This is a genomic window from Lelliottia sp. GFLA7, assembly GCF_056490165.1.
This window is the reverse complement of record NZ_JBWLAQ010000002.1, coordinates 485484-510757: the sequence shown is the minus strand read 5'-3', so window position 1 is coordinate 510757 and position 25274 is coordinate 485484. Positions and strand designations below refer to the sequence as shown.

Here is a 25274-nt window from a genome sequence, read left to right as displayed (position 1 = left end):
TAATTTGAAAGGCACTCAAGTAATGATTTTAGGTGCTGGTGGTTTCATCGGTTCTCATTTAACCAATTTTTTCCTAAATAAAAATGCAAAGGTACATGCTTTTGGTAGAAATTTGGATTGTTTATCAAATGATATTGGGTATCTCTTAAAAACACCATTTCCAGAAATAACGAAAGAGTCACTTCTGGGAGTACAGCAACCTGATTATATATATTTCCTTATCGGCTCAGCGTCGGTAGCAAAATCTATCCAAGATCCTTTATTTGATTTTTCTCAAAGCATTCCTCCCTTATTGCTTATACTTGAAAAATTAAGAACTGAATGGCAATCAACTCGACTTATTTTCATTTCGAGTGCAGCGGTATATGGTGAGAATGCCAGCGAAAACACATGTGTTAATAGTGTTTTAAAACCACTTTCACCATATGGTCTTAACAAAAAAATATCTGAAGAATATATAAACTACTATTGTGAACATTATAAGATTAACGCAAAGATAATTAGACCATTTTCAGTATATGGACCAAATCTAAAAAAACAACTTATATGGGATGTGCTCAATAAAATAGCTGCCAAAGAAAATCATTTCTTTGGCAGCGGTGATGAATTGAGAGACTGGGTTTATATTGATGACTTTATAAACATCTTGGGTAATTACGTAGAAGATTACGATACTATGTATGACACTTTGAATATTGGCGCAGGCACACCTGTTCCAGTCAAGCAAGTAATTGATAAACTTTATAAACTCACAAACACAAATGTCAGACCTTCTTTTGTTGATGGCGGCAAGGAAGGCGATCCGAAGCATTTGGTTAGTAGCTATTCAGAACAAGAGTGCATTAGACCATTTCTTATTACATCACTTGACTCTGGTCTCTCTCAAACAGTTGATTGGTTTAAAAAATGGCAGGCAGAAAAATGATAAAAGTTGGATTACCGATTCTGTTCACAGAGCGGCACTGGATGGGGGGAATAAATTATTTCAGAAGCCTTATTTCAGCCTTTTCTCTTGTTGAGCAAAATGATATTGAAATAGTTATTTTTTGCGAAAAAAAAGGTGTTTTTAATACAGATGCCTTAAATAATGTACGGCAAGTTATTATTCCTGATTTGTTAACAAGAAAACTTACACGCCGAATATCCAATAGATTACTAGGCGTTAACGTAGCATTATATAAAGCTTTAAAGAACGAAAAAATTGATATTCTTTCTCATACTCAATATAACGATAAATTCCAGTGTAAAACCATGTGGTGGAAACCTGATTTCCAGGAGAAGTATTACCCGGAATTCTTCAGTAAAAAAGATATTACGTTACGAGAGAAAGCAGTAATAGCAAATGCTAGAGAAGGTCGCGTTCTTTTTAGTAGTTACGATGCAAGAAATGACTTTAATAAATTTTATGGTACAAAATCTAGTAATGATGGTTGTGTTCTTCAATTTGTACCGGAATTAACTGTAGGGCTTCATGATTGCGATAATAAAGAAATCGAAAAGGTTAAAGAAAAATTTGGAATTATAGGAGATTATTTTTTTCTCCCTAATCAGTTTTGGAAACATAAGAATCATGAGTTGGTAATTAAAGCACTATTAGCGTGTGAAAAACCTTTGCAAGTAGTTGCTACAGGAGCTTTGAACGATTATAGGGGGGGGGGGCATATTGATTTTATTAAATCTTTGCTACAAAAAGATGTTCATAAAAAGTTTAACTTATTAGGACTTATCGAACGGGATGAATTAAATTATCTAATGAAGGGTTCAATTGCGGTTATAAATCCCTCGCGTTTTGAAGGATGGAGTACAACAGTTGAAGAAGCAAAGTACCTCGGTAAAAGATTAATATTGTCTGATATTCCAGTTCACCACGAGCAGAACCCTCCCGACTCAATATACGTTAAATGTGATGATGTCGATGGTATGATTTCCGCCATGAACAATATAATTGATGAAAAAGACATAGCTAAGGAACAACTTCGAACACATAAAGCTGTGCAAACTTATATTGCTAAGCGTAGAGAATTTGGTTTGACCTATTATAATATTTTAAAGACACTTTAGTATGGTAATATATCCTATTGTTTTCATTATATCGATTCTTGCGTTTACGTTAACGATTAATAATAGTCTCAATAAAAAACCTTCTTTAGTATTGCTAATAACACTAATTCTTTTTACTGGACTAACTTATACGAATGGTTGGGATTGGTATGGTTATAAAGATTTTTATGAAAATATCCAGAGCGCTGGTTTTTCAGGGGTAGAAGATTATAATGGATATGGAATAGAATATCTTTATTTAGTATATATGTATCTCGTGGGCTTGACTGGTTTAGGATTTGGTTTTTTTGTTTTTATAAATGCATTTATTGTAAATATCTTCATTTATAAGTTTTGCATTCGAACAGCCATTAATTATGGCTTATTCATGTTGTTATTTATTTCAGTATCATATTTAAGATTAGAACTGAGCACTATCAGACAAGGTATGGCCGTTGCTATTATATTGTATGCTTACTCTCAATTACTAAGTGAAAGTAATAAAAAAGCATTGTTTTATATATTGTTGGCAATCTGTTTCCATCGAAGTGCAGCGATTGTATTGTTTTTTTTACCGTTTATTAAATATGTTAATAAAAAAACAATTCATTATTTTATAGTTCTTATGGCGTTACCTTTCATTTTTTTGTCTGATTCTATAAATAATTTTTTTATCGTTCTTTTAAACTATGCCAATCATGGGTTCCTGTCCGTATATGCACTTAAATTGATGCTGTATTTGTCAATGAATAAGGTCGCTCAGGTCAATCCACAGGCGATTATGTTGATTTTTCTATATCTGGTATGCATTTACTATTGTGACTTCAAAGACAAAAAACAACTGTTTTTCCTAAACGTGATGGCTTGCCAGGTCATCATTTCTTTATATTTCACTTTCCTTACACAACTAATAATAATGAGAATGGTTTATTACTTCCAGGCGGGGTGGATGTGCTGGATTATTTTCCTTTATAAAGAGTACTGCAGGCCTAAGTGGCTTTGCTTTATACTGATCGTCTGTCTTATCACTATTAAAATGAGTCTTAATTTTAGATATGAATATGACAGAGCAGTGTTTTTTCCGTACTACAATGTCATTTTTTCTTTTACAGATGACGAATATGGTAGAAGTCGAGATTATATTTTAAATAAAGCAAATGAAGTACCTCAAGGTTAAAATGTCAAAAAAAATATTATACGTGTTAAATATATGCATCTCTATTTTTGTGATGCCTTTATTCCTACTCCGAAAAAAAATAGCCAAGAAGAAAATATGGTTGTGCGGTGCTGGAAATGGACTTTACGAAAACAACATTGCTGTCTTTCATGATTACATTTTAAAAAATACGCCAAATGACGCGAATGAAATATATTTCATAACAACAGATCTACGACTTATTGCTGATAATCTCAATTTTAACATTCTCAAACGTGGTACAGTAAAATCATATGTGTTAAGTATTATCGCTGACTATTTAATATTTGATACCTGCAACTCTGACATTGCCCCAGGAATTCATAGATTTATAGGTGGGTTTAAGGTAAATGTAAATCATGGATTTGAAGGGTTAAAAAAACTCCCGCTGGATTATTATGCGAATATTGATGCCGATGTTCATTGTGCCTCTTCAGAACAAGAAAAAACCATAAAAGTTGCTTTATGCGGTGCACCTATTAATAAGGTTTATATCACTGGCTATCCAAGGTTTGATAAAATAAGTTTAGGTACAGGTAAAAAAATCAAGACCATCCTTTTTTTTCCAACTTGGCGGCCTTGGTTGGAATCATTAGATAAAAATGAACTTAAACAAAGTCATTATGTCAGGTCTATATTTGATTTTATATCGGATAATATGCTTAATGAATATTTAGTAAATAATGGTATTACCCTCCTTTACAAACCTCATCATAAAATTAAGCATTTAGAATTGGATAGTCTGCCGCTTAGTAATATTAAAATTTTGAATGAAAATGATGACTTAACAGATTTTATACGAAATGCTGATGTACTGATAACAGATTATTCCAGTGTGACTTGGGATTTCGTTTATAATGATAGAAAAGTTTTGTTTTATCTCTTCGATATCGAAAGATATGTTGAGCAACAAGGGTTGTACTATGATGTAAGGGTAGCCAAAGAAATTAATAATTGTAGAACAGCTCAAGAACTTGTTGAGTTAACTATAAAAAGTTGCGATGGTTACGCTGGTTATTCTAAAATAATGGCAAATGATTTCTTTAAATTCCGGGACAATAAAAACTGCGAAAGAATACTCGCCTTAATTCGTGAAAAACAAAAATGAAATTAAAAATAGTTTCTTATTCTATATTGAAGGGCGGCGCTGCTAAAGCAGCAAGAAACTTTCTTTATCTCTTCGATAAAGATATATCTTCAGACTTTGAAGTTGAATTGATAAGCGTTTTCGGTACGGAAAAAAACAACAATATTAATAAAGCATCTCGGCTATCAGTTGCATATCATTATTTTAAAATGTTGCTAAGCCGTTTCTTTACCATATTTGAACGAAAGAAGCATGTTGTTAAATATTCATTAAATATTTTTAGCTCAAACTATGTAATGAGTAAGCTTGAACTTAAATCAACAGATAAAGAGATAATTCATATAAATTGGATTAATAATGATACAATTTCCCTTTGCGATTTAAATAAATTATTCAAAAATCCAAATAAAAAAATATTGCTTACTCTTCATGATGAATGGTTTTATTGCGCTAGTGAACATTATGCAGAATATAATTCTAATTCTTTTATGGTGGGGTACGCTGATGAAGGTTGTATTGGTAACGCCATATTTAAATTGAAAAAGGAACTAGACCTCAAACGAGTTGTAATATCAGTTCCATCAGAATGGTTATTGGAAAGAGCTCGAGACAGTTATTTGTTGAAACATTCAGATATACATATCCTTCCTAATCCGATAGATACAGATGTGTTTACTTATCAAAAAAATATACGCACGAATCGATACAATTTATTGAATGTTCCAAAGGGTTCTTTCATTATAGGTTTTGGTGCTGTAAGTGGTAGTTCGAACCCAATGAAAGGGTTTGATCTTCTTGTTGATTCGTTACGCAATATATTAACTAGGTCAAATAACCGTTCAAATATTACTCTTCTAACTTTTGGTGCAAAGGAAATAGACAAAAGAGTAGAGTCGTTAGGTTGTAGAGTAATTAATATGGGGTTTGTGGCTAGTGTGAAGGAAATGGCTTCAGTATACAATTATATTGACGTCATGATTGTTCCTTCAAGAGCTGAATCTTTTGGGCAAGTTGCTGCTGAAAGTCTATCGTGCCAGACGCCAGTAATAGCGTTTGAATATTCCGGGCTAAAAGATATAATTACTCATCAGCACAATGGTCTTCTCGCTGAACCGTTTTCAGTTGATTCCTTAACCAGAAATGTCGAATATTTTATGTGTTTAAGTGATGAAGAGCGTGAAGGGTATGGAGTAAATGGACGTCGAGATATTATAAACAAATTCAGTAAAAGTGTTATTGCACAGAAATATTCGGAATTACTAGATTATGTTAAAGGTGTAAAAAATGAACAATAAAATTGCTTTAATTACAGGTGTGACTGGTCAAGATGGCTCCTACCTGGCTGAATTTCTTCTTGAAAAAGGTTATAAAGTTCATGGTATCAAGCGCCGTGCTTCATCTTTGAATACAGAGCGTGTTGATCATATCTATCAAGATCGCCATGAACATAATCCTAATTTCTTCCTTCACTACGGTGATCTGACTGATACATCAAACTTGGTTCGCCTGATTAAGGAAATCCAGCCTGACGAAGTCTACAACCTAGGTGCGCAATCACACGTAGCAGTGTCATTTGAATCTCCGGAATATACAGCTGATGTTGATGCTATGGGGACTTTACGCTTACTTGAAGCAATTCGTATTTGTGGGCTTGAGAAAAAAACGCGTTTCTATCAGGCGTCAACCTCAGAACTTTATGGCTTAGTTCAGGAAATCCCTCAACGGGAGACTACACCATTTTATCCTCGTTCGCCTTACGCAGTGGCGAAATTATACGCATATTGGATCACAGTAAATTATCGTGAATCTTATGGAATGTATGCATGTAATGGGATTTTGTTTAATCATGAATCACCTCGTCGAGGTGAGACCTTTGTAACTCGTAAAATTACGCGGGCAATTGCGAATATTTCTCAAGGAATCGAGAAATGCCTTTATCTTGGCAACATGGACTCACTACGCGACTGGGGGCATGCAAAAGATTACGTCCGCATGCAGTGGATGATGCTTCAGCAAGAACAACCAGAAGATTTTGTCATTGCTACAGGAAAGCAGATCTCTGTTCGTGAATTTGTTCGTATGTCTGCCAAAGAAGCTGGGATCGAAATTGAATTCTCTGGCGAAGGTATTGAAGAAATTGGAACTGTGGCTAACAAAACAAACGACTGTGCCATCGGTGTTAATGTCGGAGATGTGATTGTCCGTGTCGATCCGCGCTATTTCCGCCCGGCTGAGGTTGAAACTCTCTTGGGTGACCCTGCAAAAGCTAAACAAGTGTTGGGGTGGGTTCCGGAAATCACAGTAGAAGAAATGTGTGCTGAAATGGTCGCGAGCGATCTTCAGAAAGCGAAGCAGCATGTACTTCTCAAGAGCCATGGATACGACGTTGCAGTATCGCTGGAACGCTAATGTTATGACTAAAAAAAGAATTTTTGTCGCTGGCCATCGTGGGATGGTCGGTTCAGCTATTTGTCGCTTGTTGGCAAGCCGGGAAGATGTTGAACTCGTTCTTCGCACGCATTCAGAACTTGATCTTACTTCGCAGCACGCAGTGCAGGATTTTTTTGCGACTGAGCATATTGAGCAAGTCTATCTTGCTGCTGCAAAAGTGGGGGGGATTCATGCTAACAACACGTATCCGGCAGAATTCATTTATCAAAATTTGATGATTGAAAGTAACATTATTCATTCTGCTCATGTTTCTGGTGTTCAGAATCTACTGTTCCTGGGATCAAGTTGTATTTATCCAAAGCATGCTTCTCAGCCGATGGAAGAGTCTGCGTTGTTGACGGGAATTCTGGAAGCGACAAATGAACCCTATGCCATAGCCAAAATCGCTGGGATTAAGCTTTGTGAGTCTTACAACCGACAATATGGTCGTGACTATCGCAGCGTGATGCCAACAAACCTCTATGGCATGAACGATAATTTCCACCCGCAAAATTCACATGTGATTCCCGCTTTGATGCGACGTTTCCATGAGGCTAAAGAAGCGGGAGCACCGGAAGTGGTGGTTTGGGGTACTGGTACTCCAATGAGAGAGTTCTTATATGTTGATGATATGGCCGCTGCATCTATACACGTCATGGAACTCGATCAAGCTAAGTACAATGAAAATACTCATCCAATGCTTTCGCATATTAATGTTGGTACAGGCGTTGATTGTTCTATCCGCGAAATGGCAGAAACAATGGCTTCGGTCACTGGCTATCAGGGCGAAATTGTTTTTGATTCAACAAAACCGGATGGAACTCCTCGTAAATTGATGGATGTCAGTCGTCTTAAAAAACTTGGATGGCAGTATCATTATAATTTACGTGATGGCTTAGAATTAACCTATAAATGGTATCTTGCCAATATTGATTCCTTCCGAGGTTGATTATGAACAGGAGATTAGAAACGTCGTTATTTAAAACCATTGTTGCAAATACGCCGCTAATCTCGATAGATCTCATCGTATTAGACAAAGAAGGTAGGGCGTTGTTAGGACAACGCCAAAACCGGCCAGCGCAAGATTTTTGGTTTGTACCGGGTGGTCGAATCTTCAAGGATGAATCTTTCGAGGATGCATTCAAACGTATATCTCAAGAAGAATTAGGGGTTGAAGCAGAACTGATTGATGCAAAATTCTGTGGTGTGTATGAACATTTCTATGACGACAATTTTTCAGGTGATAACTTTTCAACTCACTATGTAGTTAATGGGTATACGCTGCTACTTGATCCAGAAAGTCTAGATCTGCCTCCAACTCAGCATAGTGCTTATCAATGGTTCGAAGTTGAATCATTACTGAGCGAGCCTATGGTACATCAGTTTACCAAAAACTATTTCTTATCAAGGTAATAAACATGTTACTCCCCGTCGTCATGGCCGGTGGCTCTGGAACCAGACTTTGGCCGCTTTCACGCACGCTTTATCCAAAACAGTTCCTGTCGTTAAATAGTCGGTTGACTATGCTTCAGGAAACGTTGCGACGTCTGGAACATTTAGAACATAGTCCTGCACTTGTCATTTGCAATGAAGCTCATCGTTTTATTGTTGCAGAACAAATGCGTAAAGAAGGATTGAAGAACAGCGGAATTTTGCTTGAACCAGTAGGGCGCAATACAGCACCGGCTGTTGCTCTGGCTGCGTTGAAAGCGATGATGTCAGGTGAGGACCCCCTCCTTTTGGTTCTGGCTGCGGACCATGAGATCCAGGATGAAGATCGTTTCACACAAGCTGTAAAAGACGCCAGTGTATTCGCTGAAGAAGGAAAACTGGTCACCTTTGGTATTGTTCCTTCAGCCCCTGAAACAGGATACGGTTATATCAAAGCTGGCGAAGAGTTGACCGGTAATGGGTACGAGGTGGAGGCATTCATCGAAAAGCCTGAATTATCCGTTGCCACGCAATATCTCCAGGACGGTGGCTATTTATGGAATAGCGGCATGTTCATGTTTAAAGCTTCGGCTTTTTTGGATGAACTTAGACGATATCGACCTGATATTCTATCTACTTGCGAGCAATCTTTATCCCTGTCGACACACGATCTTGATTTTATTCGTTTAAATAGCGAAATATTTGAAACATGTCCTGATGATTCTATTGATTATGCAGTGATGGAAAAAACAGCAAAAGCTGTTGTCGTTCCATTAGATGCTAAATGGAGTGATGTCGGATCCTGGTCCGCGCTGTGGGAAATAAGTCAAAAAGATGAACAAGGCAATGCTACTCGCGGTGATGTCCTGTTAGAAGATGCCACGGACAGCTATATTTATTCACAGCATCGCCTAATAGGTGCTGTTGGTGTTAAAGATCTCGTTGTAGTAGAAACTAAAGATGCCGTTCTCGTTGCACACAAAGATCATGTGCAGAAAGTTAAAAATATTGTTTCGCAGCTAAAAAATAGCAATAGATCGGAATATTTACAGCACCGAGAAATCTTCCGCCCTTGGGGAAGTCATGACACTATCGCGGAAGGGCAGCGGTACCAGGTTAAACATGTCATCGTATTACCGGGGCAGGTGACTGCAAAACAAATTCATTATCATCGTACTGAACATTGGGTCGTTGTCTCGGGAACAGCTAAGGTTCATCTGGAAGATAAAACATATTTAGTTTCTGAAAATGAGTCTACGTATATTCCTGTAGGGGTTCCCCATGCTATCGAAAATCCCGGCAAGATTCCACTTGAGATAATTGAAGTTAGATCTGGAATATATCTCGAAGAAGATGATGTAGTTAGGGTCTCATCTTCCGGAGTAGGTTATTAATGCGAATTTCTATTATTACAGCAACATATAACAGTGAGAAGACGCTTCATGACACGCTTCTCTCCCTTGAGAACCAAACTTATCCTGATATAGAATATATTATTATTGATGGTGCCTCAAAAGATAATACACTTTTAGTCGTTCAAAATAATTGCACCCGTGTTTCTAAAATCATATCTGAGCCTGACAAGGGTATATACGATGCTCTGAATAAAGGCATTAAAACGGCAACAGGCGATGTAATTGGTTTTTTGCACTCTGATGACTTACTGGCCTATGACAATGCAATCGCCGATATCGTCGATACTTTCCAGGAGAAAGGATGCGATGCCGTTTATGGCGATTTAGAATATGTATCACAAGCTGATACCGCTAAACGTGTCAGGCTTTGGAAAAGTGGAGCATTTAGTCGGACAAAAATGCAATTAGGATGGATGCCCCCACATCCATCATTTTATATGAAGCGTTCTCGTTACCTCGAATTAGGTCACTTTTCACTTAACTATAATATTTCTGCTGATTATGACTCACTTTTACGCTATATCTTAAAAAACAAAGTCGCTGTGGCATATTTGCCTAAAGTGCTAGTCAAGATGCGTGTAGGTGGGATTAGTAACCGTTCATTTTCTTCGATGGTAAGTAAGTCTTTAGAAGATATACGTGTTATGAAAAATAATGGAATAATATGGCCTATAGCGCTCGCCTATAAAAACCTGTCAAAACTTCCACAATTTATTAAGAAATAAGACTATGTTGACAGCAAAAAAAGTTATCAGTGAAAGCAATATTGCGTTTGGAACAAGTGGCGCTCGTGGTTTAGTTGTTGATTTCTTGCCTGATGTCTGTGCTGCGTTCGCTCATGCATTTTTAGATGTTGTAAGAAAGGATTGTGATTTCAACACAGTTGCTCTGGCTATAGATAATAGACCAAGCAGTTATGCTATTGCACAAGCATGTGCTGTTGCAATTGAGCAGCAAGGATTACAAGTTGAGTATCACGGTGTTATACCTACACCTGCGTTAGCCCATTATTCTATGCAGAAACAAATTCCCTGCATTATGGTAACAGGCAGCCACATTCCTTTTGATCGAAACGGCTTAAAGTTCTATCGTCCCGATGGTGAGATATCAAAAAGCGATGAATTGTCGATCATTAGTAATGAATTTCAGTTTTCCCCTTGTCATGAATTCCCTGACTTAGTTATCAATCCAGAGGGCGCAACCGCTTATCTGACACGATATACCGATTTATTCCGTGCAGATATATTAAGTGGTAAAAGAATTGGTATCTACGAGCACTCGAGTGCTGGCCGCGATTTATATGCCCCTTTATTTAAAGCATTAGGTGCAGATGTTATTTCACTGGGCCGCAGTGATGAATTTGTGCCAATTGATACTGAAGCCGTTAGTCCTGAGGATCGTTTATTGGCCCAGGAATGGTCTCGTCAATACAATCTGGATGCCATTTTTTCAACGGATGGCGACGGTGATCGTCCACTCGTAGCAGATGAACAGGGCAACTGGCTGCGTGGTGATATTCTTGGTCTTTTAACATCTATAGCATTAGATATTGAGGCACTCGCTATTCCAGTCAGTTGCAATACGGCGATTGAGTTATCTGAATGTTTCAAATCGATTACGCGCACCAAGATTGGCTCTCCTTATGTGATTGCTGCGTTTCAGGATCTGAAACTCTTACATCCAAGTGTTGCAGGTTTTGAGGCAAATGGCGGATATCTTTTAGCCAGTGATTTGACTATACATGGCAAAAAACTGTCGGCATTACCAACACGTGATGCTGTGCTTCCGGCATTAATGCTTCTTGTAGCGGCAAATGGGGGGGATATTTCAACACTAGTTGCAAATCTGCCGCAGCGATTTACCTGGTCAGACCGTTTAAAAGACTTCCCGTCCGACAGAAGCCAAAGCGTTATCGCATCGGCACTGCTATCACCGGAAAACTTTATCGTGCAGCTTGGATTAACGCCAAGAACCTGTATAAGCATCGATCAGACTGATGGTATTCGTTTCAACCTTGATAATGGTGATGTTTTTCACCTTCGTCCATCGGGTAACGCACCGGAACTACGTTGCTACACAGAAGCTGCAGATGAACATCACGCCAAACACTATGTTGAAAAGATTTTGAGTCAAATATCCATTATCAAAGTCTAAACTTTTCAGTGCATCTAAAACGAAGCCAATAATGAGGCGTTTAACAGGTTGTTGATTAATTAAACGCTGCTTTTGGATAATGGCATCTTAGACTACACAGCCCCATGCATCCTGAGTTAACATCAGACATACATTCAAGCCGCGCATAAGTCGCGGTGACCACACCTGACAGGAGTATGTAATGTCCAAGCAACAGATCGGCGTTGTCGGTATGGCAGTGATGGGGCGCAACCTGGCGCTCAACATCGAAAGCCGCGGTTATACCGTCTCCGTTTTCAACCGCTCCCGCGATAAAACTGAAGAAGTCATCGCCGAAAATCCTGGCAAGAAACTTGTTCCATTTTACACGGTGCAGGAATTTGTTGAATCCCTGGAAACGCCTCGTCGTATCCTGTTAATGGTGAAGGCGGGCGCGGGTACAGATGCTGCAATCGATTCCCTGAAACCGTACCTGGATAAAGGCGACATCATCATTGATGGCGGCAACACCTTCTTCCACGACACTATCCGTCGTAATCGCGAACTGTCTGCTGAAGGCTTTAACTTCATCGGTACAGGTGTGTCCGGTGGTGAAGAGGGCGCTCTGAAGGGCCCATCCATCATGCCTGGCGGTCAGAAAGAAGCATATGAATTAGTTGCGCCAATCCTGACGAAAATCGCTGCTGTCGCGGAAGATGGCGAACCGTGCGTGACTTACATTGGTCCTGACGGTGCAGGTCATTACGTTAAAATGGTTCACAACGGTATTGAATACGGCGACATGCAGCTGATTGCAGAAGCCTATGCGCTGTTAAAAGGCGGCCTGAATCTGTCTAACGAAGAGTTGGCGCAGACGTTTACTGAGTGGAACAATGGCGAGCTGAGCAGCTATCTGATCGACATTACCAAAGACATTTTCACGAAGAAAGACGAAGACGGTATCTATCTGGTTGATGTGATCCTGGATGAAGCAGCGAACAAAGGCACCGGTAAATGGACCAGTCAGAGCTCTCTGGATCTGGGTGAGCCACTGTCTCTGATTACTGAATCTGTGTTTGCACGTTACATCTCTTCTCTTAAAGAGCAGCGTGTCGCGGCATCTAAAGTTCTGTCTGGCCCGCAGGCTAAGCCTGCTGGTGATAAAGCGGAATTTATCGAGAAAGTCCGCCGCGCATTGTATCTGGGCAAATTAGTTTCTTACGCTCAGGGTTTCTCTCAGCTGCGCGCAGCCTCTGACGAGAATAATTGGGATCTGAACTACGGTGAGATCGCGAAGATCTTCCGTGCGGGCTGTATCATTCGCGCTCAGTTCCTGCAGAAAATCACCGATGCTTATGCTGAAAATGCGGACATCGCCAACTTGTTGCTGGCTCCGTACTTCAAAAAGATTGCCGATGATTATCAGCAAGCGCTGCGTGATGTGGTTGCTTACGCAATTCAGAACGGCATTCCTGTTCCGACGTTCTCTGCGGCTGTAGCCTATTACGACAGCTACCGTTCTGCCGTGCTGCCTGCCAACCTGATTCAGGCGCAGCGTGACTACTTTGGTGCGCACACGTATAAACGCACTGATAAAGAAGGTGTGTTCCACACCGAATGGCTGGATTAATTTCGTTTTATTAGCATCCTTTCAAGCCCGGTAGCGTATATCGGGCTTTTTTTATCATTGCCAATGATAAACATCTACTTTTACCAACGGAATATATTGCGTGAAAATACTTGTTACAGGCGGCGCAGGTTTTATCGGCTCAGCGGTTATTCGCCATATAATTAAAAACACTTCGGATAGCGTGATTAATGTCGATAAATTGACTTATGCGGGCAATCTTGAATCCTTGCAGACAGTAAGTGATAGCGAACGCTATACTTTCGAGCATGCAGATATATGCGATCAAGCGGCCATGGAGCGTATTTTTTCACTTTATAAACCTGATGCCGTCATGCATTTGGCGGCAGAAAGCCATGTGGATCGTTCGATTTCCGGGCCAGCAGCTTTCATTGAAACGAATATCCTCGGAACTTACACGCTATTAGAAGCTGCCCGTCATTATTGGTCATCATTAGATGAAAGTGTATGCGCTGCATTCCGCTTTCACCACATTTCAACTGATGAAGTCTACGGTGACTTACCTCATCCAGATGAACATCCAGAATTATCGGCACTACCACTTTTCACCGAAAAGACGGCATATGCGCCTAGTAGTCCCTATTCAGCATCTAAAGCGTCCAGTGACCATCTGGTGAGGGCATGGCGCCGGACCTATGGCTTGCCGACTATTATTACTAATTGCTCTAATAATTATGGCCCCTATCATTTCCCTGAAAAACTTATTCCATTGGTAATTTTAAATGCCCTTGAAGGTAAACCATTACCGATTTATGGAAAGGGCAATCAAATTAGGGATTGGCTCTACGTGGAAGATCACGCCCGCGCTTTACATTTGGTTGTCACAAAAGGCCAACCAGGTGAAAATTATAATATTGGCGGTTACAACGAGAAGCAGAATCTGGACGTTGTCTCCACTATTTGCAATCTGCTGGATGAAATCGTTCCGAAGAATACATCTTATAGCGAACAAATCATATATGTCGCTGACCGCCCGGGGCATGACCTTCGCTATGCGATTGATGCGTCAAAAATAAGCGCTGAACTCGGATGGAAACCAAAAGAAACCTTTGAAAGTGGGATTCGTAAAACAGTTGAATGGTATCTGGATAACCAAGAGTGGGTTGCCAATATAAAAAGTGGTAGCTATCAAAACTGGATTCAACAGAATTACGGGGAGCGTAAATAATGAGCACACGTAAAGGTATTATTTTGGCTGGCGGTTCGGGAACACGTCTGTATCCTGTTACGATGGCCGTTAGCAAACAACTGTTACCCATCTACGATAAGCCCATGATTTATTACCCGCTCTCCACGCTGATGCTAGCGGGGATTAGGGATATACTGATCATCAGTACTCCTCAAGATACTGCGCGTTTTGAACAACTGCTGGGCGATGGTAGCCAATGGGGTTTGCGTCTACAGTACAAAATACAACCGAGTCCGGATGGCCTGGCACAAGCATTCATTCTGGGCGAAGAATTTATCGGAAAGGATAACTGCGCATTAGTTTTGGGCGACAATATTTTTTATGGGCATGATTTACCAAGGCTCCTTGAAAGTGCATCTGATCAAAAGGAAGGAGCAACGGTCTTCGCCTATCATGTTAGCGACCCGGAACGCTACGGCGTTGTAGAATTCGATAAAAATGGATCGGCAATTGGTCTTGAGGAAAAGCCTAAGGAACCAAAAAGTAATTACGCGATTACCGGTCTTTATTTCTATGACAATGATGTTATTGAAATGGCAAAAAGCCTTAAGCCATCAGATCGAGGTGAGTTAGAGATTACCGACATTAACCGTATCTATATGAATCAAGGTCGCCTTTCCGTTGCGATGATGAGACGTGGATATGCATGGCTTGATACGGGCACGCATCAAAGTATGATCGAGGCCAGTAATTTTATTGCAACCATTGAAGAACGTCAGGGGTTGAAAGTTTCATGCCCCGAAGAAATTGCCTATCGTCGCGGTTTTATCGATGCCGAGCAGATCAGGAAGCTGGCTGAGCCGTTGAAAAAAACGGGCTACGGACAGTATCTTTTGACAATGATCAAAGGCTATTAGACTACCTCCTTGAAAACGTATGAACCCTTGGTATCGGAATGCACGAACGAAGGTGGGGATTTATCTGATTTCGTGGTCTATGAGGTCTAGTGCTGGGTGGTTTTTAGTGTCTAATTTTTGTGGTTTATCCTTGTAAGATATCGATCATCCCTCCAGCTGGTCGATTTTATTAGAATAAATCACTGTATCCCTATTAAGCATATGGGGGTGCCTTTCTTGACAACCCATCAGTAATAGCGGTAAAAACCCCAATAGTTACAAACAGTGGTAGTACAAAACTGCCTCTTGACACTCATACTTGAAGAAGTTGAAAGAATGAAAATTACAATCTCCGGTACAGGCTATGTCGGTCTTTCAAACGGTATTTTGATTGCGCAGAACCATGAAGTGGTCGCATTGGATATCGTGCAGGCAAAAGTGGATATGCTTAATCAAAAGATCTCCCCGATTGTCGATAAAGAGATCGAGGATTATCTGGCGAACAAGCCGCTGAATTTCCGCGCTACGACCGATAAAGAAGACGCATACCGCGGCGCAGATTATGTGATTATCGCTACGCCAACTGATTACGATGCAAAGACAAACTATTTCAACACATCCAGCGTTGAAGCCGTTATCAAAGATGTGACTGCAATTAACCCGTATGCCGTGATGATCATCAAATCGACTATTCCGGTTGGCTTTACCCAGTCCATTAAAGAAAAGCTGGGCATCGATAACGTCATCTTCTCACCCGAGTTTCTGCGTGAGGGCAAAGCGTTGTATGACAATCTACATCCATCACGCATTGTCATTGGTGAACGTTCTGAGCGCGCTGAGCGTTTTGCTGCACTGTTGCAGGAAGGGGCCATTAAGAAAAACATTGATGTACTCTTCACCGATCCGACAGAAGCCGAGGCGATCAAGCTGTTCGCTAATACCTATCTGGCGATGCGTGTAGCGTACTTTAACGAACTGGACAGCTATGCGGAAAGTCTGGGGTTAAATACCCGACAGATCATTGAAGGTGTTTGCCTGGATCCTCGTATCGGCAATCACTACAACAATCCTTCCTTCGGATATGGTGGTTACTGTCTGCCAAAAGATACCAAACAGTTGCTGGCGAACTATCAGGCGGTGCCAAACAATCTGATTTCAGCGATTGTTGATGCAAACCGTACGCGCAAGGATTTTATCTCTGATTCTATTCTGGCGCGTCAGCCCAAAGTGGTCGGCGTTTATCGCCTGATTATGAAGAGCGGCTCGGATAATTTCCGTGCCTCTTCGATTCAAGGGATAATGAAGCGTATTAAGGCGAAAGGCGTTCAGGTCATTATTTATGAACCTGCAATGAAAGAAGATGAATTCTTCCATTCGCGCGTCGTTCGCGATCTGGATGCCTTCAAAAAAGAAGCCGATGTTATTATTTCTAACCGTATGGCGGAAGAATTAGCAGACGTCGCGGATAAAGTGTATACACGCGATCTTTTCGGAAGCGATTAAGTCGTTTTTTAGCGCGTAAAAAAGCCCGGCATTGCCGGGCTTTTTGTTTTATTACACGTTGTAAAAATTGCGGTACCAGTCTACAAAATTCTTCACACCGTCTTTCACGGTCGTTTGCGGCTTGAAACCAATCACATCAAACAGTGCTTTAGTATCTGCGCTGGTTTCCAGCACATCACCTGGCTGAATAGGCATCATATTTTTCTGTGCTTCTTTGCCCAACGCATCTTCTAGCGCGGTGATGTAATCCATCAGTTCGACAGGGGAGCTGTTGCCGATGTTATAGACGCGGTACGGCGCAGAACTTGTAGCCGGCGATCCGGTCTCTACAGTCCATTCAGCATCAGCCTGCGGAATAACATCCTGCAAACGAATGATGGCTTCGGCAATATCATCAATATAAGTGAAATCGCGCTTCATCTTGCCGTAGTTATAGACATCAATACTGTTGCCTTCGATCATCGCCTTCGTAAATTTGAACAGGGCCATATCCGGGCGACCCCATGGGCCATATACCGTAAAGAAGCGCAGGCCAGTCGTTGGCAAGTTATAAAGATGCGAATAAGTGTGCGACATCAATTCGTTGGCTTTTTTGGTCGCCGCATACAGCGACACAGGGTGGTCCACTGAGTCATCGGTGGAGAATGGCATCTTGCGATTAAGACCATAAACCGAGCTGGAGGAGGCATAAAGCAAGTGCTGAACCTGATTATGTCGGCAGCCTTCAAGCACGTTCAGATGACCAATGAGGTTAGCATCTGCGTAAGCGTGCGGATTATCCAGCGAATAACGTACGCCAGCTTGAGCCGCCAGATGAATGACACGGTCAAATTTCTCATCAGCGAACAGAGTTGCCATCCCTTCTCGATCGGCCAAATCAAGCTTGCGGAAAGTAAAATTCTCAGAGGTCAACTGATTCAATCGCGCTTCTTTCAGAGTGACGTCATAGTAGTCATTCAGATTATCAATCCCGACAACCTGGTGACCTGCGTCGAGAAGCCGGCCGCTAACATGGAAGCCGATAAAGCCTGCTGCACCGGTGACCAGAAATTTCATATTCATCCTCTGTAGTAACATATACCGCTATTCATATAGCATAAACCCTTGAGCGACATCATACCCCTAAGCTCGGTGTTAGCAAAACTTCGCCTGCCAACAGTTTACTCATCGGATTCCTATAGATAAATTTCTTGCAAACGATACACTAGAGAGATAATTTTTTTGCGTTTTTACCGTTAAAGGATTGTATGTCCCAGAACAACAATAATGTGGTCGCTCACAGCAATGACCCTGAGCAAATTGATTTAATTGATTTAATGCTGCAGCTTTGGCGTGGCAAGTGGACAATTGCTGCATTTGTGGCGGTCGCGATAGTGTTGGCTGGTGTTTACATCAGCACTGCAAAAGAGAAATGGACCTCTAATGCAATTATCACTCAGCCGGATGCTGCACAAATTGCTACCTATACCAACGCTCTTAACATTCTTTATGGTTCTTCTGTTCCAACCATGCAGGATACGCAACTCCGTGTTGTTGGACGTTTTAACTCTGCTTTCTCTGCGTTAGCGCAGTCGCTAGATAATCAGGACGCTCCTGAAAAGTTAACCATTGATGCAGCAGTTAAAGGCCAGCCATTGCCGCTGAGCGTCTCCTACGTTGGCGAGTCTGCTGAAACCGCACAGAAACAACTGGCACAGTATATTCAACAGGTTGATGAGCAGACGGCTAAAGAGCTTGATGCTGACCTTAAAGACAATATTAAACAACAAATCACTGCCCTGAATGATTCTCTGGAAAACCAGGAAAAAGTGGCTCAGGAACAAAAAGACCTGCGAATCAAACAAATCGCTGAGGCGGTGAAGTTCGCTCAGGCAGCGAAAATCACTGCACCGCAAATCCAACAAACGCAAGACGTCACGCAGGACACTATGTTCCTGCTCGGTAGCGAAGCGTTGAATTCCATGATTCAGAATGAGTCAACCCGACCACTGGTCTTCTCCCCAGCTTATTACCAGACCAAACAGAACTTGCTTGATATTCAAAATCTGAATGTTGATCCGGCGACTATTCATGCCTATCGCTATGTGATGAAACCCGATCTTCCTATTCGTCGCGACAGTCCAAAGAAATCTATTACGTTGATTCTGGCCGTACTGCTGGGTGGAATTATCGGTTCCGGTGTGGTCCTGGGGCGCAACGCGCTGCGCAACTACAAACCAAGAGCCTGATAACCAGATAAAAAAAGACCGGGTTTCCCCCGGTCTTTTTTATTTGTGTCGCTGGCGCAAATTCTCAATGACAGCCGTCAAATCCAGCTCCTGATCCTGCAACAGGACGAGCAGGTGGTACATCAAATCAGAGGCTTCATTTTTTAACTCTTCGCGGTCGTTGACCGTTGCCGCCAGTGCGGTTTCAACGCCTTCTTCGCCCACTTTCTGCGCGATACGTTTGGTGCCGCTGGCGTACAGTTTCGCAGTATATGAACTCTCTGGATCGGCAGTTTTGCGCTCGGCCAGCAGTTGTTCTAGCTGATACAGGAACAGCCACTGGTGGCTGGCATCGCCAAAGCAGCTGCTGGTCCCCAGATGGCAAGTGGGGCCAGCAGGATTAGCCAGCACCAGCAACGTATCGTTATCGCAATCAGGTGTCACACTGACCACGTTCAGAAAATTACCGGAGCTTTCACCTTTGGTCCAAAGGCGCTGTTTGGTGCGCGAGAAAAAGGTCACTTTCTTGCTGTCGAGCGTTTGTGCTAAAGCCTGCTGGTTCATGTAACCGAGCATCAGCACTTCGCCAGAAACCGCATGTTGCACAACCACCGGCAATAATCCGTCAGTTTTTTCCCAGTCCAGTTGCGCCTGTTGTTGTTCAGTTAACATAACCTAATCTCCACGCCCTGGGTGGCCAGGTACGTTTTTAACTCACCAATATTAATAATCTGCTTGTGGAACACCGATGCGGCTAACGCGCCGTCAACATCTGCATCACGGAAGGCTTCAAGGAAATGTTCCATAGTTCCCGCGCCGCCGGAGGCAATCATCGGCACGCGGCACACGGCACGCACTTTCTTGAGCTGCTCCAGATCGTAGCCGTTACGCACGCCATCCTGATTCATCATATTCAGGACGATTTCGCCTGCACCGCGTTTTTGCACTTCCTGCACCCAATCCAGGGTTTCCCACTGCGTCACGCGCGTACGACTTTCATCGCCCGTGTACTGATTGACGTGGTACTTACCGGTCGCGTCGTCATACCAGGTATCAATCCCAACGACGATGCACTGCACGCCGAAACGATCAGCAAGACGCGTAATCAGTTCCGGGTCCGCCAGAGCAGGGGAGTTGATGGAAATCTTATCAGCCCCATACGAGAGAATTTTTGCCGCGTCTTCCGCAGACTTGATGCCGCCAGCGACGCAGAAGGGGATATCAATCACTTCAGCAACGCGCGCAACCCAGCTTTTATCAACCACCCGGCCATCGCTTGATGCGGTGATATCGTAAAACACCAGCTCATCTGCGCCTTCTTCGGCATAACGTTTTGCCAGCGGCACGATATCGCCAATAATTTCGTGATTGCGAAACTGTACGCCTTTCACTACCTGACCGTCGCGCACGTCAAGGCAGGGGATTATCCGTTTTGCCAGCATTGAATTGCCTCCGTCACAGTAAATTTTTCTTCCAGTAAGGCTCGCCCAACAATAACCCCGCGTACGCCTGTTCCACGCAATGCAGCGATATCGGCCAAATCGCCGATTCCACCCGATGACTGGAAAGCCACCTGCGGGTAACGCGCACAGACTTCTTCGTACAACGAAACATTCGATCCGGCCAGCGTGCCGTCGCGGGAAATGTCCGTGCAAAGCACATGCTTCAGCCCAACCGGCAGGTAGATTTCAACCAGCTCTTCCAGCGTCACGCCGGAATTTTCCTGCCAGCCGCTCACCGCAACCTGCTTGTTACCCTGGTCATCGATACGTACGTCGAGCGCTAATACCAGCGCATCCGCGCCAAAGCGACGGAACCAGTCTTTGACCATTTCAGGATCTTTGACCGCCGTAGAACCCACGACCACGCGTGCGACACCGGCCTCAAGCAAAGCTGCTACATCCTCTTCAGTGCGGACTCCACCGCCAACCTGCACGGGAACGTCAACGCCTGAAACGAGCGACTTCAATAATGTAATCTGGCGTTTAGCCGGATCTTTCGCGCCGGTCAGATCCACCAGATGTAAGACTTCTGCACCCTGCGCCGCATAATCCTGCAAGCGTGGTAGCGGGTCGTTTCCGTAATCGCGCTGCTGGCCGTAATCCCCCTGATGGAGGCGAACAACCGTGCCGTCAATTAAATCCAGTGCGGGAATAATCATCACATCTCCAGGAAATTTTTGAGCAACTGCGCACCTGCGGCGCCGGAGCGTTCCGGGTGGAACTGCACGCCAAAGAAATTATCTTTGTTCACAGCGGCGGTAAAAGGCTCGCCATAATGGCATTGCGCGATGGTCCAGGTGTTCACCGGCATCGCGTAGCTATGGACGAAATAGAAATACGCGCCATCTTCGATGCCACGGAACAAACGGTCGCCCGCTTTCGGATAGACGCGGTTCCAGCCCATGTGCGGGAGCGGCAAACCAAAGTCGGTCATCTTGGGCACGTCTTCTTCGATGATACCCAGCATGTCCACGCCATGGCTTTCTTCACTGCGACGGCCAAGAAGCTGCATGCCCAGGCAGATGCCCAGCACGGGTTGGGTGCAGGCTTTGATCAGGTCCACTAATTCTCGTTCGTGGATCTGATCCATCGCTGCCTGCGCGGTTCCTACGCCGGGCAGGAAAAGTTTGTCCGCACGCAAAACCACGTCAGGATCGCGGCTGACCACCGGCTCATAGCCGTGACGCGCAATGGCTGATGTCACGGAATTCAGATTGGCGCAGCCCGTATCCAGAATCACCACGTTCATCACAGCACTCCTTTAGACGAAGGCAGCGTATCGCCGTCGACACGAATGGCCTGACGCAGCGTACGGCCGAAGACTTTGAACAGGCTTTCGACACGGTGGTGATCGTTCTTGCCTTTTGTTTTCAGGTGCAACGTCACGCCCATGGTGTAGGAGAGGGAGCGGAAGAAGTGTTCAACCATTTCAGTGCTCAAATCGCCCACGCGCTGATAGGTAAAATCAGCTTTATATTCCAGGTGCGGGCGACCAGAAATGTCCAGCGCGCAGCGTGCCAGGCACTCATCCATCGGCAGGACAAAGCCGAAACGGTTGATGCCGCGCTTATCACCCAGCGCCAGTTTCAACGCTTCGCCCAGTGCCAGGCCGGTATCTTCAACGGTGTGGTGATCGTCAATGTACAGATCGCCTTTCACGTTGATCTCCATACGAAAACCACCGTGCGTGCAAATTTGATCCAGCATATGGTCAAAGAACCCAACACCCGTATGAATCTTGCTGCCGCCTTCGCGATCCAGCCAGACCTTAACGTCGATTTGCGTCTCTTTGGTGTTGCGCTCGACGTGCGAGTAACGATCGCGTTTCGTCAGCTTTTCGCCAATCATCGCCCAGTTCAGTTCGGAGCGGTTAAAGCGCAGACCTTGAATGCCCATATTATCGGCCAGCTCAATGTCCGTTGCGCGGTCGCCAATCACGTAGCTGTTCGCACGGTCCAGCGCATCTTCAGCGAGATAGCGTTCAACCAACTTCACTTTAGGTTTGCGGCAATCGCAATTCTCCGCTGGCAGGTGCGGGCAAATCAGCACTTCATCAAACGTCACGCCCTGAGAGGAGAGGATCTGCATCATCAGGTTATGCGGCCCGTCGAAATCCGCCTGCGGGAAACTGTCAGTGCCTAATCCGTCCTGGTTGGTGATCATCACCAGTTTAAATCCGGCTTTCTGCAACGTAAGCAGAACCGGGATAACATCCGCTTCAAAAGCCAGTTTGTCGAAACGATCGACCTGATAATCACTTGGCGGCTCGGAAATGATCGTGCCGTCACGATCGATAAAGAGGGTCTTCTGGCTCATGCTTGCTCCGCTTTCAGGGCGTCAATAACGCGCTGGCTCTCTTCCCGCGTGCCCACGGTGATGCGTAAACAGCCGCTCAGGGAAGGTTGTTTGTTTTGGTCTCGTAAGATAATGCCCTGATCCCACAAAGATTTAAATACAGCGCTGGACGCGGTAAAACGCGCCAGGATGTAATTGGTTTCAGAGTCGAACACCTGCTCAACGCAGGCGATATCTTTCAGGGCGTTCACCAGATATTGACGCTCAACGAGGATTTGCGCCACGCGTTCGCGCATGGCATTAATGCCCTGTGGAGCCAGCGCCTGCGCGGCAATATCCGCAACCGGCGTAGAAAGAGGATACGGCGCGATAACCTTCATCAGCAGATCGATAACGTCTTTATTGGCAAGCGTAAAACCGCAGCGCAAACCTGCCAGCGCGAAGGCTTTCGACAGGGTGCGCAACACCACAAGATGCGGATACTCTTCCAGCCAGCCGGTCAGCGTGGCCTGCGGGCAAAATTCGATATAGGCTTCATCGGCAACAACCAGCGCTTTGCCGCGCGTCATTTCCAGCAGGGTACGGACGTCGTGCGGATTGATAAGTTGTCCGGTTGGGTTATTGGGGCTGCAAACAAAAACGACCTTTACGCCGTCAAGATTGTCAGCAATCGCAGGTAAATCAAGCTGCCAGTCGTCGAGTGACAGAACGTTACGGCACTCTACGCCAAAGGTTTCAGCGCTGACGCTGTACATGCCGTAAGTCGGCTGGCAGTACAGCACAGCGTCTTTGCCCGGCTCGCAGAACGCGCGGATCAGCAGTTCAATCCCTTCGTCAGCACCGCGACTCACTAGCACCTGCTCAGGTTTGACGCCAGCGTACTGGGCATAATTTTCGATAACAGCTTTCGGCTGGCACTCCGGATAACGGTTCAGCGTCTGCTGTGAAAGGTCGAACGTCACCGCCGTTGGGAATTCATTGGCGTTGAGCCACACGTCGCCGTTACCGCCCAGGCGGCGAGCAGATTGATAAGGCGTCAGTCTGCGAACGTTGTCACGGGCTAATTCTTCAATGCTCATGCTTGCTCCTTCAGGGCTGCAACACGCAGCGTCACGGCGTTTTTGTGGGCGGTGAGACGTTCAGCTTCCGCCAGCGTTTCAATGGTGGAGGCAAGCGCAGCAAACCCTTCTCGAGACAGTTCTTGCACGGTCATGCGTTTCTGGAAATCAGCCAGCCCAAGGCTTGAACAGGTTGATGTGTAGCCGTACGTTGGCAGCACGTGGTTTGTTCCCGAGGCGTAATCCCCTGCGGACTCGGGTGACCAGTCGCCGAGAAACACAGAACCGGCGCTGGTGATGCTGTCTACCAGCTCGCGAGCGCTGCGGGTCTGAATAATCAGGTGTTCCGGACCGTACTGATTTGAAATGGCAATACATTGCTCCAGATCTTTTGCCACGATCAAACGGCTGGCCGACAACGCCTGACGCGCCGTTTCGGCACGCGGCAGGTCAGCAAGCTGGCGTTCAACGGCCTCGCCGACGCGCGTGGCCATTGAGGCATCCGGCGTCAGTAAAATCACCTGTGAATCGGGGCCGTGTTCGGCCTGTGACAGCAGGTCAGAGGCGACGAAATCTGGCGTTGCGCCACTGTCGGCAATCACTAACACTTCCGACGGTCCGGCTGGCATATCGATAGCTGCGCCGTCTAAACGCTGGCTGACCTGGCGTTTAGCTTCAGTCACAAACGCGTTACCCGGTCCAAAAATCTTATCGACTTTCGGCACTGACTCCGTGCCAAACGCCAGTGCGGAGATGGCCTGCGCACCACCGACTTTAAACACGTCTTTCACGCCGCACAGCTTGGCCGCATAAAGAATCTCATCAGCAATTGGCGGCGGCGAGCAGAGCACCACTTTTTGACAACCCGCAATGCGCGCGGGCGTGGCCAGCATCAGCACGGTTGAAAACAGCGGTGCTGAGCCGCCAGGGATATACAGCCCAACGGAGGCAATCGGGCGAGTGACCTGCTGGCAACGTACGCCGGGCAGCGTTTCGATATCGACGGTCTGCAGTTTTTGCGCGGTGTGGAAGGTGTCGATATTTTTCACGGCTACCGCCATGGCCTGCTTGATCTCCTCGCCCAGGCGTTCGCAGGCCGCGTCGATTTCCTGTTCGGTGACCTTAAGCGCACCGACTTCGGTTTTATCAAATTTTGCGCTGTATTCGCGCAGCGCGTCGTCGCCGCGGGCTTTAACGTTATCCAGAATCTCTGCGACGGTACGGGTAATACTTTCTGAGGCAGAAATGGCCGGGCGCATCAGCAGAGCGCGCTGCTGTTCGTCATTACAGTTGTTCCAGTCGATGATTGTGTTAAAGCTCATGGCG

General features: G+C 44.4%; 24 protein-coding genes. 16 read left to right on the top strand and 8 right to left on the bottom strand.

The annotated features are described in order from the left end of the window. The first annotated feature begins 4 nt into the window (after positions 1–4). The 15 genes from AC07RN_RS08005 (at position 5) to ugd (ending at position 16886) form a co-directional block, all read left to right on the top strand. Positions 5–925, top strand: a complete 921-nt coding sequence (locus AC07RN_RS08005) for an NAD-dependent epimerase/dehydratase family protein (protein ID WP_478336064.1) — start codon at positions 5–7, stop codon at positions 923–925. Next, a complete protein-coding gene (locus AC07RN_RS08000; RefSeq protein WP_478336063.1) occupies positions 907–2061 on the top strand; it encodes a glycosyltransferase in 1155 nt (384 codons plus the stop codon). Before AC07RN_RS08005 ends, AC07RN_RS08000 begins: the two co-directional genes overlap by 19 nt. Before the next feature lies 1 nt (position 2062). Continuing rightward, positions 2063–3217: an EpsG family protein gene (locus AC07RN_RS07995; protein WP_478336062.1), complete on the top strand. Its 1155-nt coding sequence runs from the start codon at positions 2063–2065 to the stop codon at positions 3215–3217. A 1-nt stretch (position 3218) separates the two neighbouring features. Continuing rightward, entirely contained in the window at positions 3219–4343 is a 1125-nt protein-coding gene (locus AC07RN_RS07990; protein WP_478336061.1) for a CDP-glycerol glycerophosphotransferase family protein, read from the top strand. Then, entirely contained in the window at positions 4340–5617 is a 1278-nt protein-coding gene (locus tag AC07RN_RS07985) for a glycosyltransferase (RefSeq protein ID WP_478336060.1), read from the top strand. Before AC07RN_RS07990 ends, AC07RN_RS07985 begins: the two co-directional genes overlap by 4 nt. Beyond that, positions 5607–6731, top strand: coding sequence for a GDP-mannose 4,6-dehydratase (gene gmd, locus AC07RN_RS07980; RefSeq protein WP_478336059.1), 1125 nt, complete (start codon positions 5607–5609; stop codon positions 6729–6731). The genes AC07RN_RS07985 and gmd overlap by 11 nt, the downstream gene beginning before the upstream one ends. Positions 6732–6735: 4 nt before the next feature. After that, positions 6736–7701, top strand: a complete 966-nt coding sequence (fcl, locus tag AC07RN_RS07975) for a GDP-L-fucose synthase (protein WP_478336284.1) — start codon at positions 6736–6738, stop codon at positions 7699–7701. 2 nt (positions 7702–7703) lie between these two features. Continuing rightward, positions 7704–8165, top strand: coding sequence for a GDP-mannose mannosyl hydrolase (locus tag AC07RN_RS07970; RefSeq protein ID WP_478336058.1), 462 nt, complete (start codon positions 7704–7706; stop codon positions 8163–8165). Between the two features lie 5 nt (positions 8166–8170). Then, positions 8171–9577, top strand: a complete 1407-nt coding sequence (locus AC07RN_RS07965) for a mannose-1-phosphate guanylyltransferase/mannose-6-phosphate isomerase (protein ID WP_478336057.1) — start codon at positions 8171–8173, stop codon at positions 9575–9577. Then, the gene (locus AC07RN_RS07960; protein WP_478336056.1) at positions 9577–10323 is read left to right on the top strand and encodes a glycosyltransferase family 2 protein; all 747 of its coding nucleotides are present in this window, start codon (positions 9577–9579) and stop codon (positions 10321–10323) included. The genes AC07RN_RS07965 and AC07RN_RS07960 overlap by 1 nt, the downstream gene beginning before the upstream one ends. Positions 10324–10327: 4 nt before the next feature. Then, positions 10328–11752 (top strand): phosphomannomutase, encoded by a 1425-nt coding sequence (locus AC07RN_RS07955; protein WP_478336055.1) that lies wholly within the window; start codon positions 10328–10330, stop codon positions 11750–11752. Between the two features lie 181 nt (positions 11753–11933). Then, the gene (gndA, locus tag AC07RN_RS07950) at positions 11934–13340 is read left to right on the top strand and encodes an NADP-dependent phosphogluconate dehydrogenase (protein ID WP_015959642.1); all 1407 of its coding nucleotides are present in this window, start codon (positions 11934–11936) and stop codon (positions 13338–13340) included. Between the two features lie 100 nt (positions 13341–13440). Further along, positions 13441–14526 carry a dTDP-glucose 4,6-dehydratase gene (rfbB, locus tag AC07RN_RS07945; RefSeq protein ID WP_478336054.1) on the top strand — a complete coding sequence of 362 codons (1086 nt, stop codon included), beginning with the start codon at positions 13441–13443 and terminating at the stop codon, positions 14524–14526. Continuing rightward, positions 14526–15404, top strand: a complete 879-nt coding sequence (gene rfbA, locus AC07RN_RS07940) for a glucose-1-phosphate thymidylyltransferase RfbA (RefSeq protein ID WP_478336053.1) — start codon at positions 14526–14528, stop codon at positions 15402–15404. Before rfbB ends, rfbA begins: the two co-directional genes overlap by 1 nt. A 315-nt stretch (positions 15405–15719) precedes the next feature. Next, complete coding sequence (gene ugd / locus AC07RN_RS07935) at positions 15720–16886, top strand: UDP-glucose 6-dehydrogenase (protein ID WP_478336052.1); 1167 nt, start codon at positions 15720–15722, stop codon at positions 16884–16886. 51 nt (positions 16887–16937) lie between these two features. Here the strand turns inward: ugd and AC07RN_RS07930 are convergent, their stop codons facing one another. Continuing rightward, positions 16938–17942, bottom strand: a complete 1005-nt coding sequence (locus AC07RN_RS07930; RefSeq protein WP_478336051.1) for an NAD-dependent epimerase — start codon at positions 17940–17942, stop codon at positions 16938–16940. Between the two features lie 191 nt (positions 17943–18133). On the opposite strand from AC07RN_RS07930, the gene wzzB reads away from it, so the two are divergent. After that, entirely contained in the window at positions 18134–19114 is a 981-nt protein-coding gene (gene wzzB / locus AC07RN_RS07925) for an LPS O-antigen chain length determinant protein WzzB (protein ID WP_478336050.1), read from the top strand. A gap of 39 nt (positions 19115–19153) precedes the next feature. Here wzzB and hisIE read toward each other — a convergent pair whose 3' ends face one another. The 7 genes from hisIE to hisD are packed head-to-tail and all read right to left on the bottom strand — an operon-like array spanning position 19154 to position 25270. After that, positions 19154–19765: a bifunctional phosphoribosyl-AMP cyclohydrolase/phosphoribosyl-ATP diphosphatase HisIE gene (hisIE, locus tag AC07RN_RS07920; RefSeq protein ID WP_478336049.1), complete on the bottom strand. Its 612-nt coding sequence runs from the start codon at positions 19763–19765 to the stop codon at positions 19154–19156. Further along, the gene (gene hisF / locus AC07RN_RS07915; RefSeq protein WP_478336048.1) at positions 19759–20535 is read right to left on the bottom strand and encodes an imidazole glycerol phosphate synthase subunit HisF; all 777 of its coding nucleotides are present in this window, start codon (positions 20533–20535) and stop codon (positions 19759–19761) included. The genes hisIE and hisF overlap by 7 nt, the downstream gene beginning before the upstream one ends. Next, complete coding sequence (gene hisA / locus AC07RN_RS07910) at positions 20517–21254, bottom strand: 1-(5-phosphoribosyl)-5-[(5-phosphoribosylamino)methylideneamino]imidazole-4-carboxamide isomerase (protein WP_015959636.1); 738 nt, start codon at positions 21252–21254, stop codon at positions 20517–20519. Before hisA ends, hisF begins: the two co-directional genes overlap by 19 nt. Beyond that, positions 21254–21844, bottom strand: coding sequence for an imidazole glycerol phosphate synthase subunit HisH (gene hisH / locus AC07RN_RS07905; RefSeq protein WP_015959635.1), 591 nt, complete (start codon positions 21842–21844; stop codon positions 21254–21256). Before hisH ends, hisA begins: the two co-directional genes overlap by 1 nt. Then, on the bottom strand, positions 21844–22911 hold the full coding sequence (hisB, locus tag AC07RN_RS07900) for a bifunctional histidinol-phosphatase/imidazoleglycerol-phosphate dehydratase HisB (RefSeq protein WP_015959634.1): 1068 nt from the start codon (positions 22909–22911) through the stop codon (positions 21844–21846). Before hisB ends, hisH begins: the two co-directional genes overlap by 1 nt. Continuing rightward, positions 22908–23969, bottom strand: coding sequence for a histidinol-phosphate transaminase (gene hisC / locus AC07RN_RS07895; RefSeq protein ID WP_478336047.1), 1062 nt, complete (start codon positions 23967–23969; stop codon positions 22908–22910). Before hisC ends, hisB begins: the two co-directional genes overlap by 4 nt. Then, positions 23966–25270: a histidinol dehydrogenase gene (gene hisD / locus AC07RN_RS07890; protein WP_478336046.1), complete on the bottom strand. Its 1305-nt coding sequence runs from the start codon at positions 25268–25270 to the stop codon at positions 23966–23968. The genes hisC and hisD overlap by 4 nt, the downstream gene beginning before the upstream one ends. Positions 25271–25274: the final 4 nt, after the last annotated feature.

Coding starts and splice junctions, on each gene's coding strand:
- AC07RN_RS08000 (WP_478336063.1), top strand. CDS start 907: ATGGCAGGCAGAAAAATGATAAAAGTTGGATTACCGATTCTGTTCACA.
- AC07RN_RS07995 (WP_478336062.1), top strand. CDS start 2,063: ATGGTAATATATCCTATTGTTTTCATTATATCGATTCTTGCGTTTACG.
- AC07RN_RS07990 (WP_478336061.1), top strand. CDS start 3,219: ATGTCAAAAAAAATATTATACGTGTTAAATATATGCATCTCTATTTTT.
- AC07RN_RS07985 (WP_478336060.1), top strand. CDS start 4,340: ATGAAATTAAAAATAGTTTCTTATTCTATATTGAAGGGCGGCGCTGCT.
- gmd (WP_478336059.1), top strand. CDS start 5,607: ATGAACAATAAAATTGCTTTAATTACAGGTGTGACTGGTCAAGATGGC.
- fcl (WP_478336284.1), top strand. CDS start 6,736: ATGACTAAAAAAAGAATTTTTGTCGCTGGCCATCGTGGGATGGTCGGT.
- AC07RN_RS07970 (WP_478336058.1), top strand. CDS start 7,704: ATGAACAGGAGATTAGAAACGTCGTTATTTAAAACCATTGTTGCAAAT.
- AC07RN_RS07965 (WP_478336057.1), top strand. CDS start 8,171: ATGTTACTCCCCGTCGTCATGGCCGGTGGCTCTGGAACCAGACTTTGG.
- AC07RN_RS07960 (WP_478336056.1), top strand. CDS start 9,577: ATGCGAATTTCTATTATTACAGCAACATATAACAGTGAGAAGACGCTT.
- AC07RN_RS07955 (WP_478336055.1), top strand. CDS start 10,328: ATGTTGACAGCAAAAAAAGTTATCAGTGAAAGCAATATTGCGTTTGGA.
- gndA (WP_015959642.1), top strand. CDS start 11,934: ATGTCCAAGCAACAGATCGGCGTTGTCGGTATGGCAGTGATGGGGCGC.
- rfbA (WP_478336053.1), top strand. CDS start 14,526: ATGAGCACACGTAAAGGTATTATTTTGGCTGGCGGTTCGGGAACACGT.
- ugd (WP_478336052.1), top strand. CDS start 15,720: ATGAAAATTACAATCTCCGGTACAGGCTATGTCGGTCTTTCAAACGGT.
- AC07RN_RS07930 (WP_478336051.1), bottom strand. CDS start 17,942: ATGAAATTTCTGGTCACCGGTGCAGCAGGCTTTATCGGCTTCCATGTT.
- wzzB (WP_478336050.1), top strand. CDS start 18,134: ATGTCCCAGAACAACAATAATGTGGTCGCTCACAGCAATGACCCTGAG.
- hisIE (WP_478336049.1), bottom strand. CDS start 19,765: ATGTTAACTGAACAACAACAGGCGCAACTGGACTGGGAAAAAACTGAC.
- hisF (WP_478336048.1), bottom strand. CDS start 20,535: ATGCTGGCAAAACGGATAATCCCCTGCCTTGACGTGCGCGACGGTCAG.
- hisA (WP_015959636.1), bottom strand. CDS start 21,254: ATGATTATTCCCGCACTGGATTTAATTGACGGCACGGTTGTTCGCCTC.
- hisH (WP_015959635.1), bottom strand. CDS start 21,844: ATGAACGTGGTGATTCTGGATACGGGCTGCGCCAATCTGAATTCCGTG.
- hisB (WP_015959634.1), bottom strand. CDS start 22,911: ATGAGCCAGAAGACCCTCTTTATCGATCGTGACGGCACGATCATTTCC.
- hisC (WP_478336047.1), bottom strand. CDS start 23,969: ATGAGCATTGAAGAATTAGCCCGTGACAACGTTCGCAGACTGACGCCT.
- hisD (WP_478336046.1), bottom strand. CDS start 25,270: ATGAGCTTTAACACAATCATCGACTGGAACAACTGTAATGACGAACAG.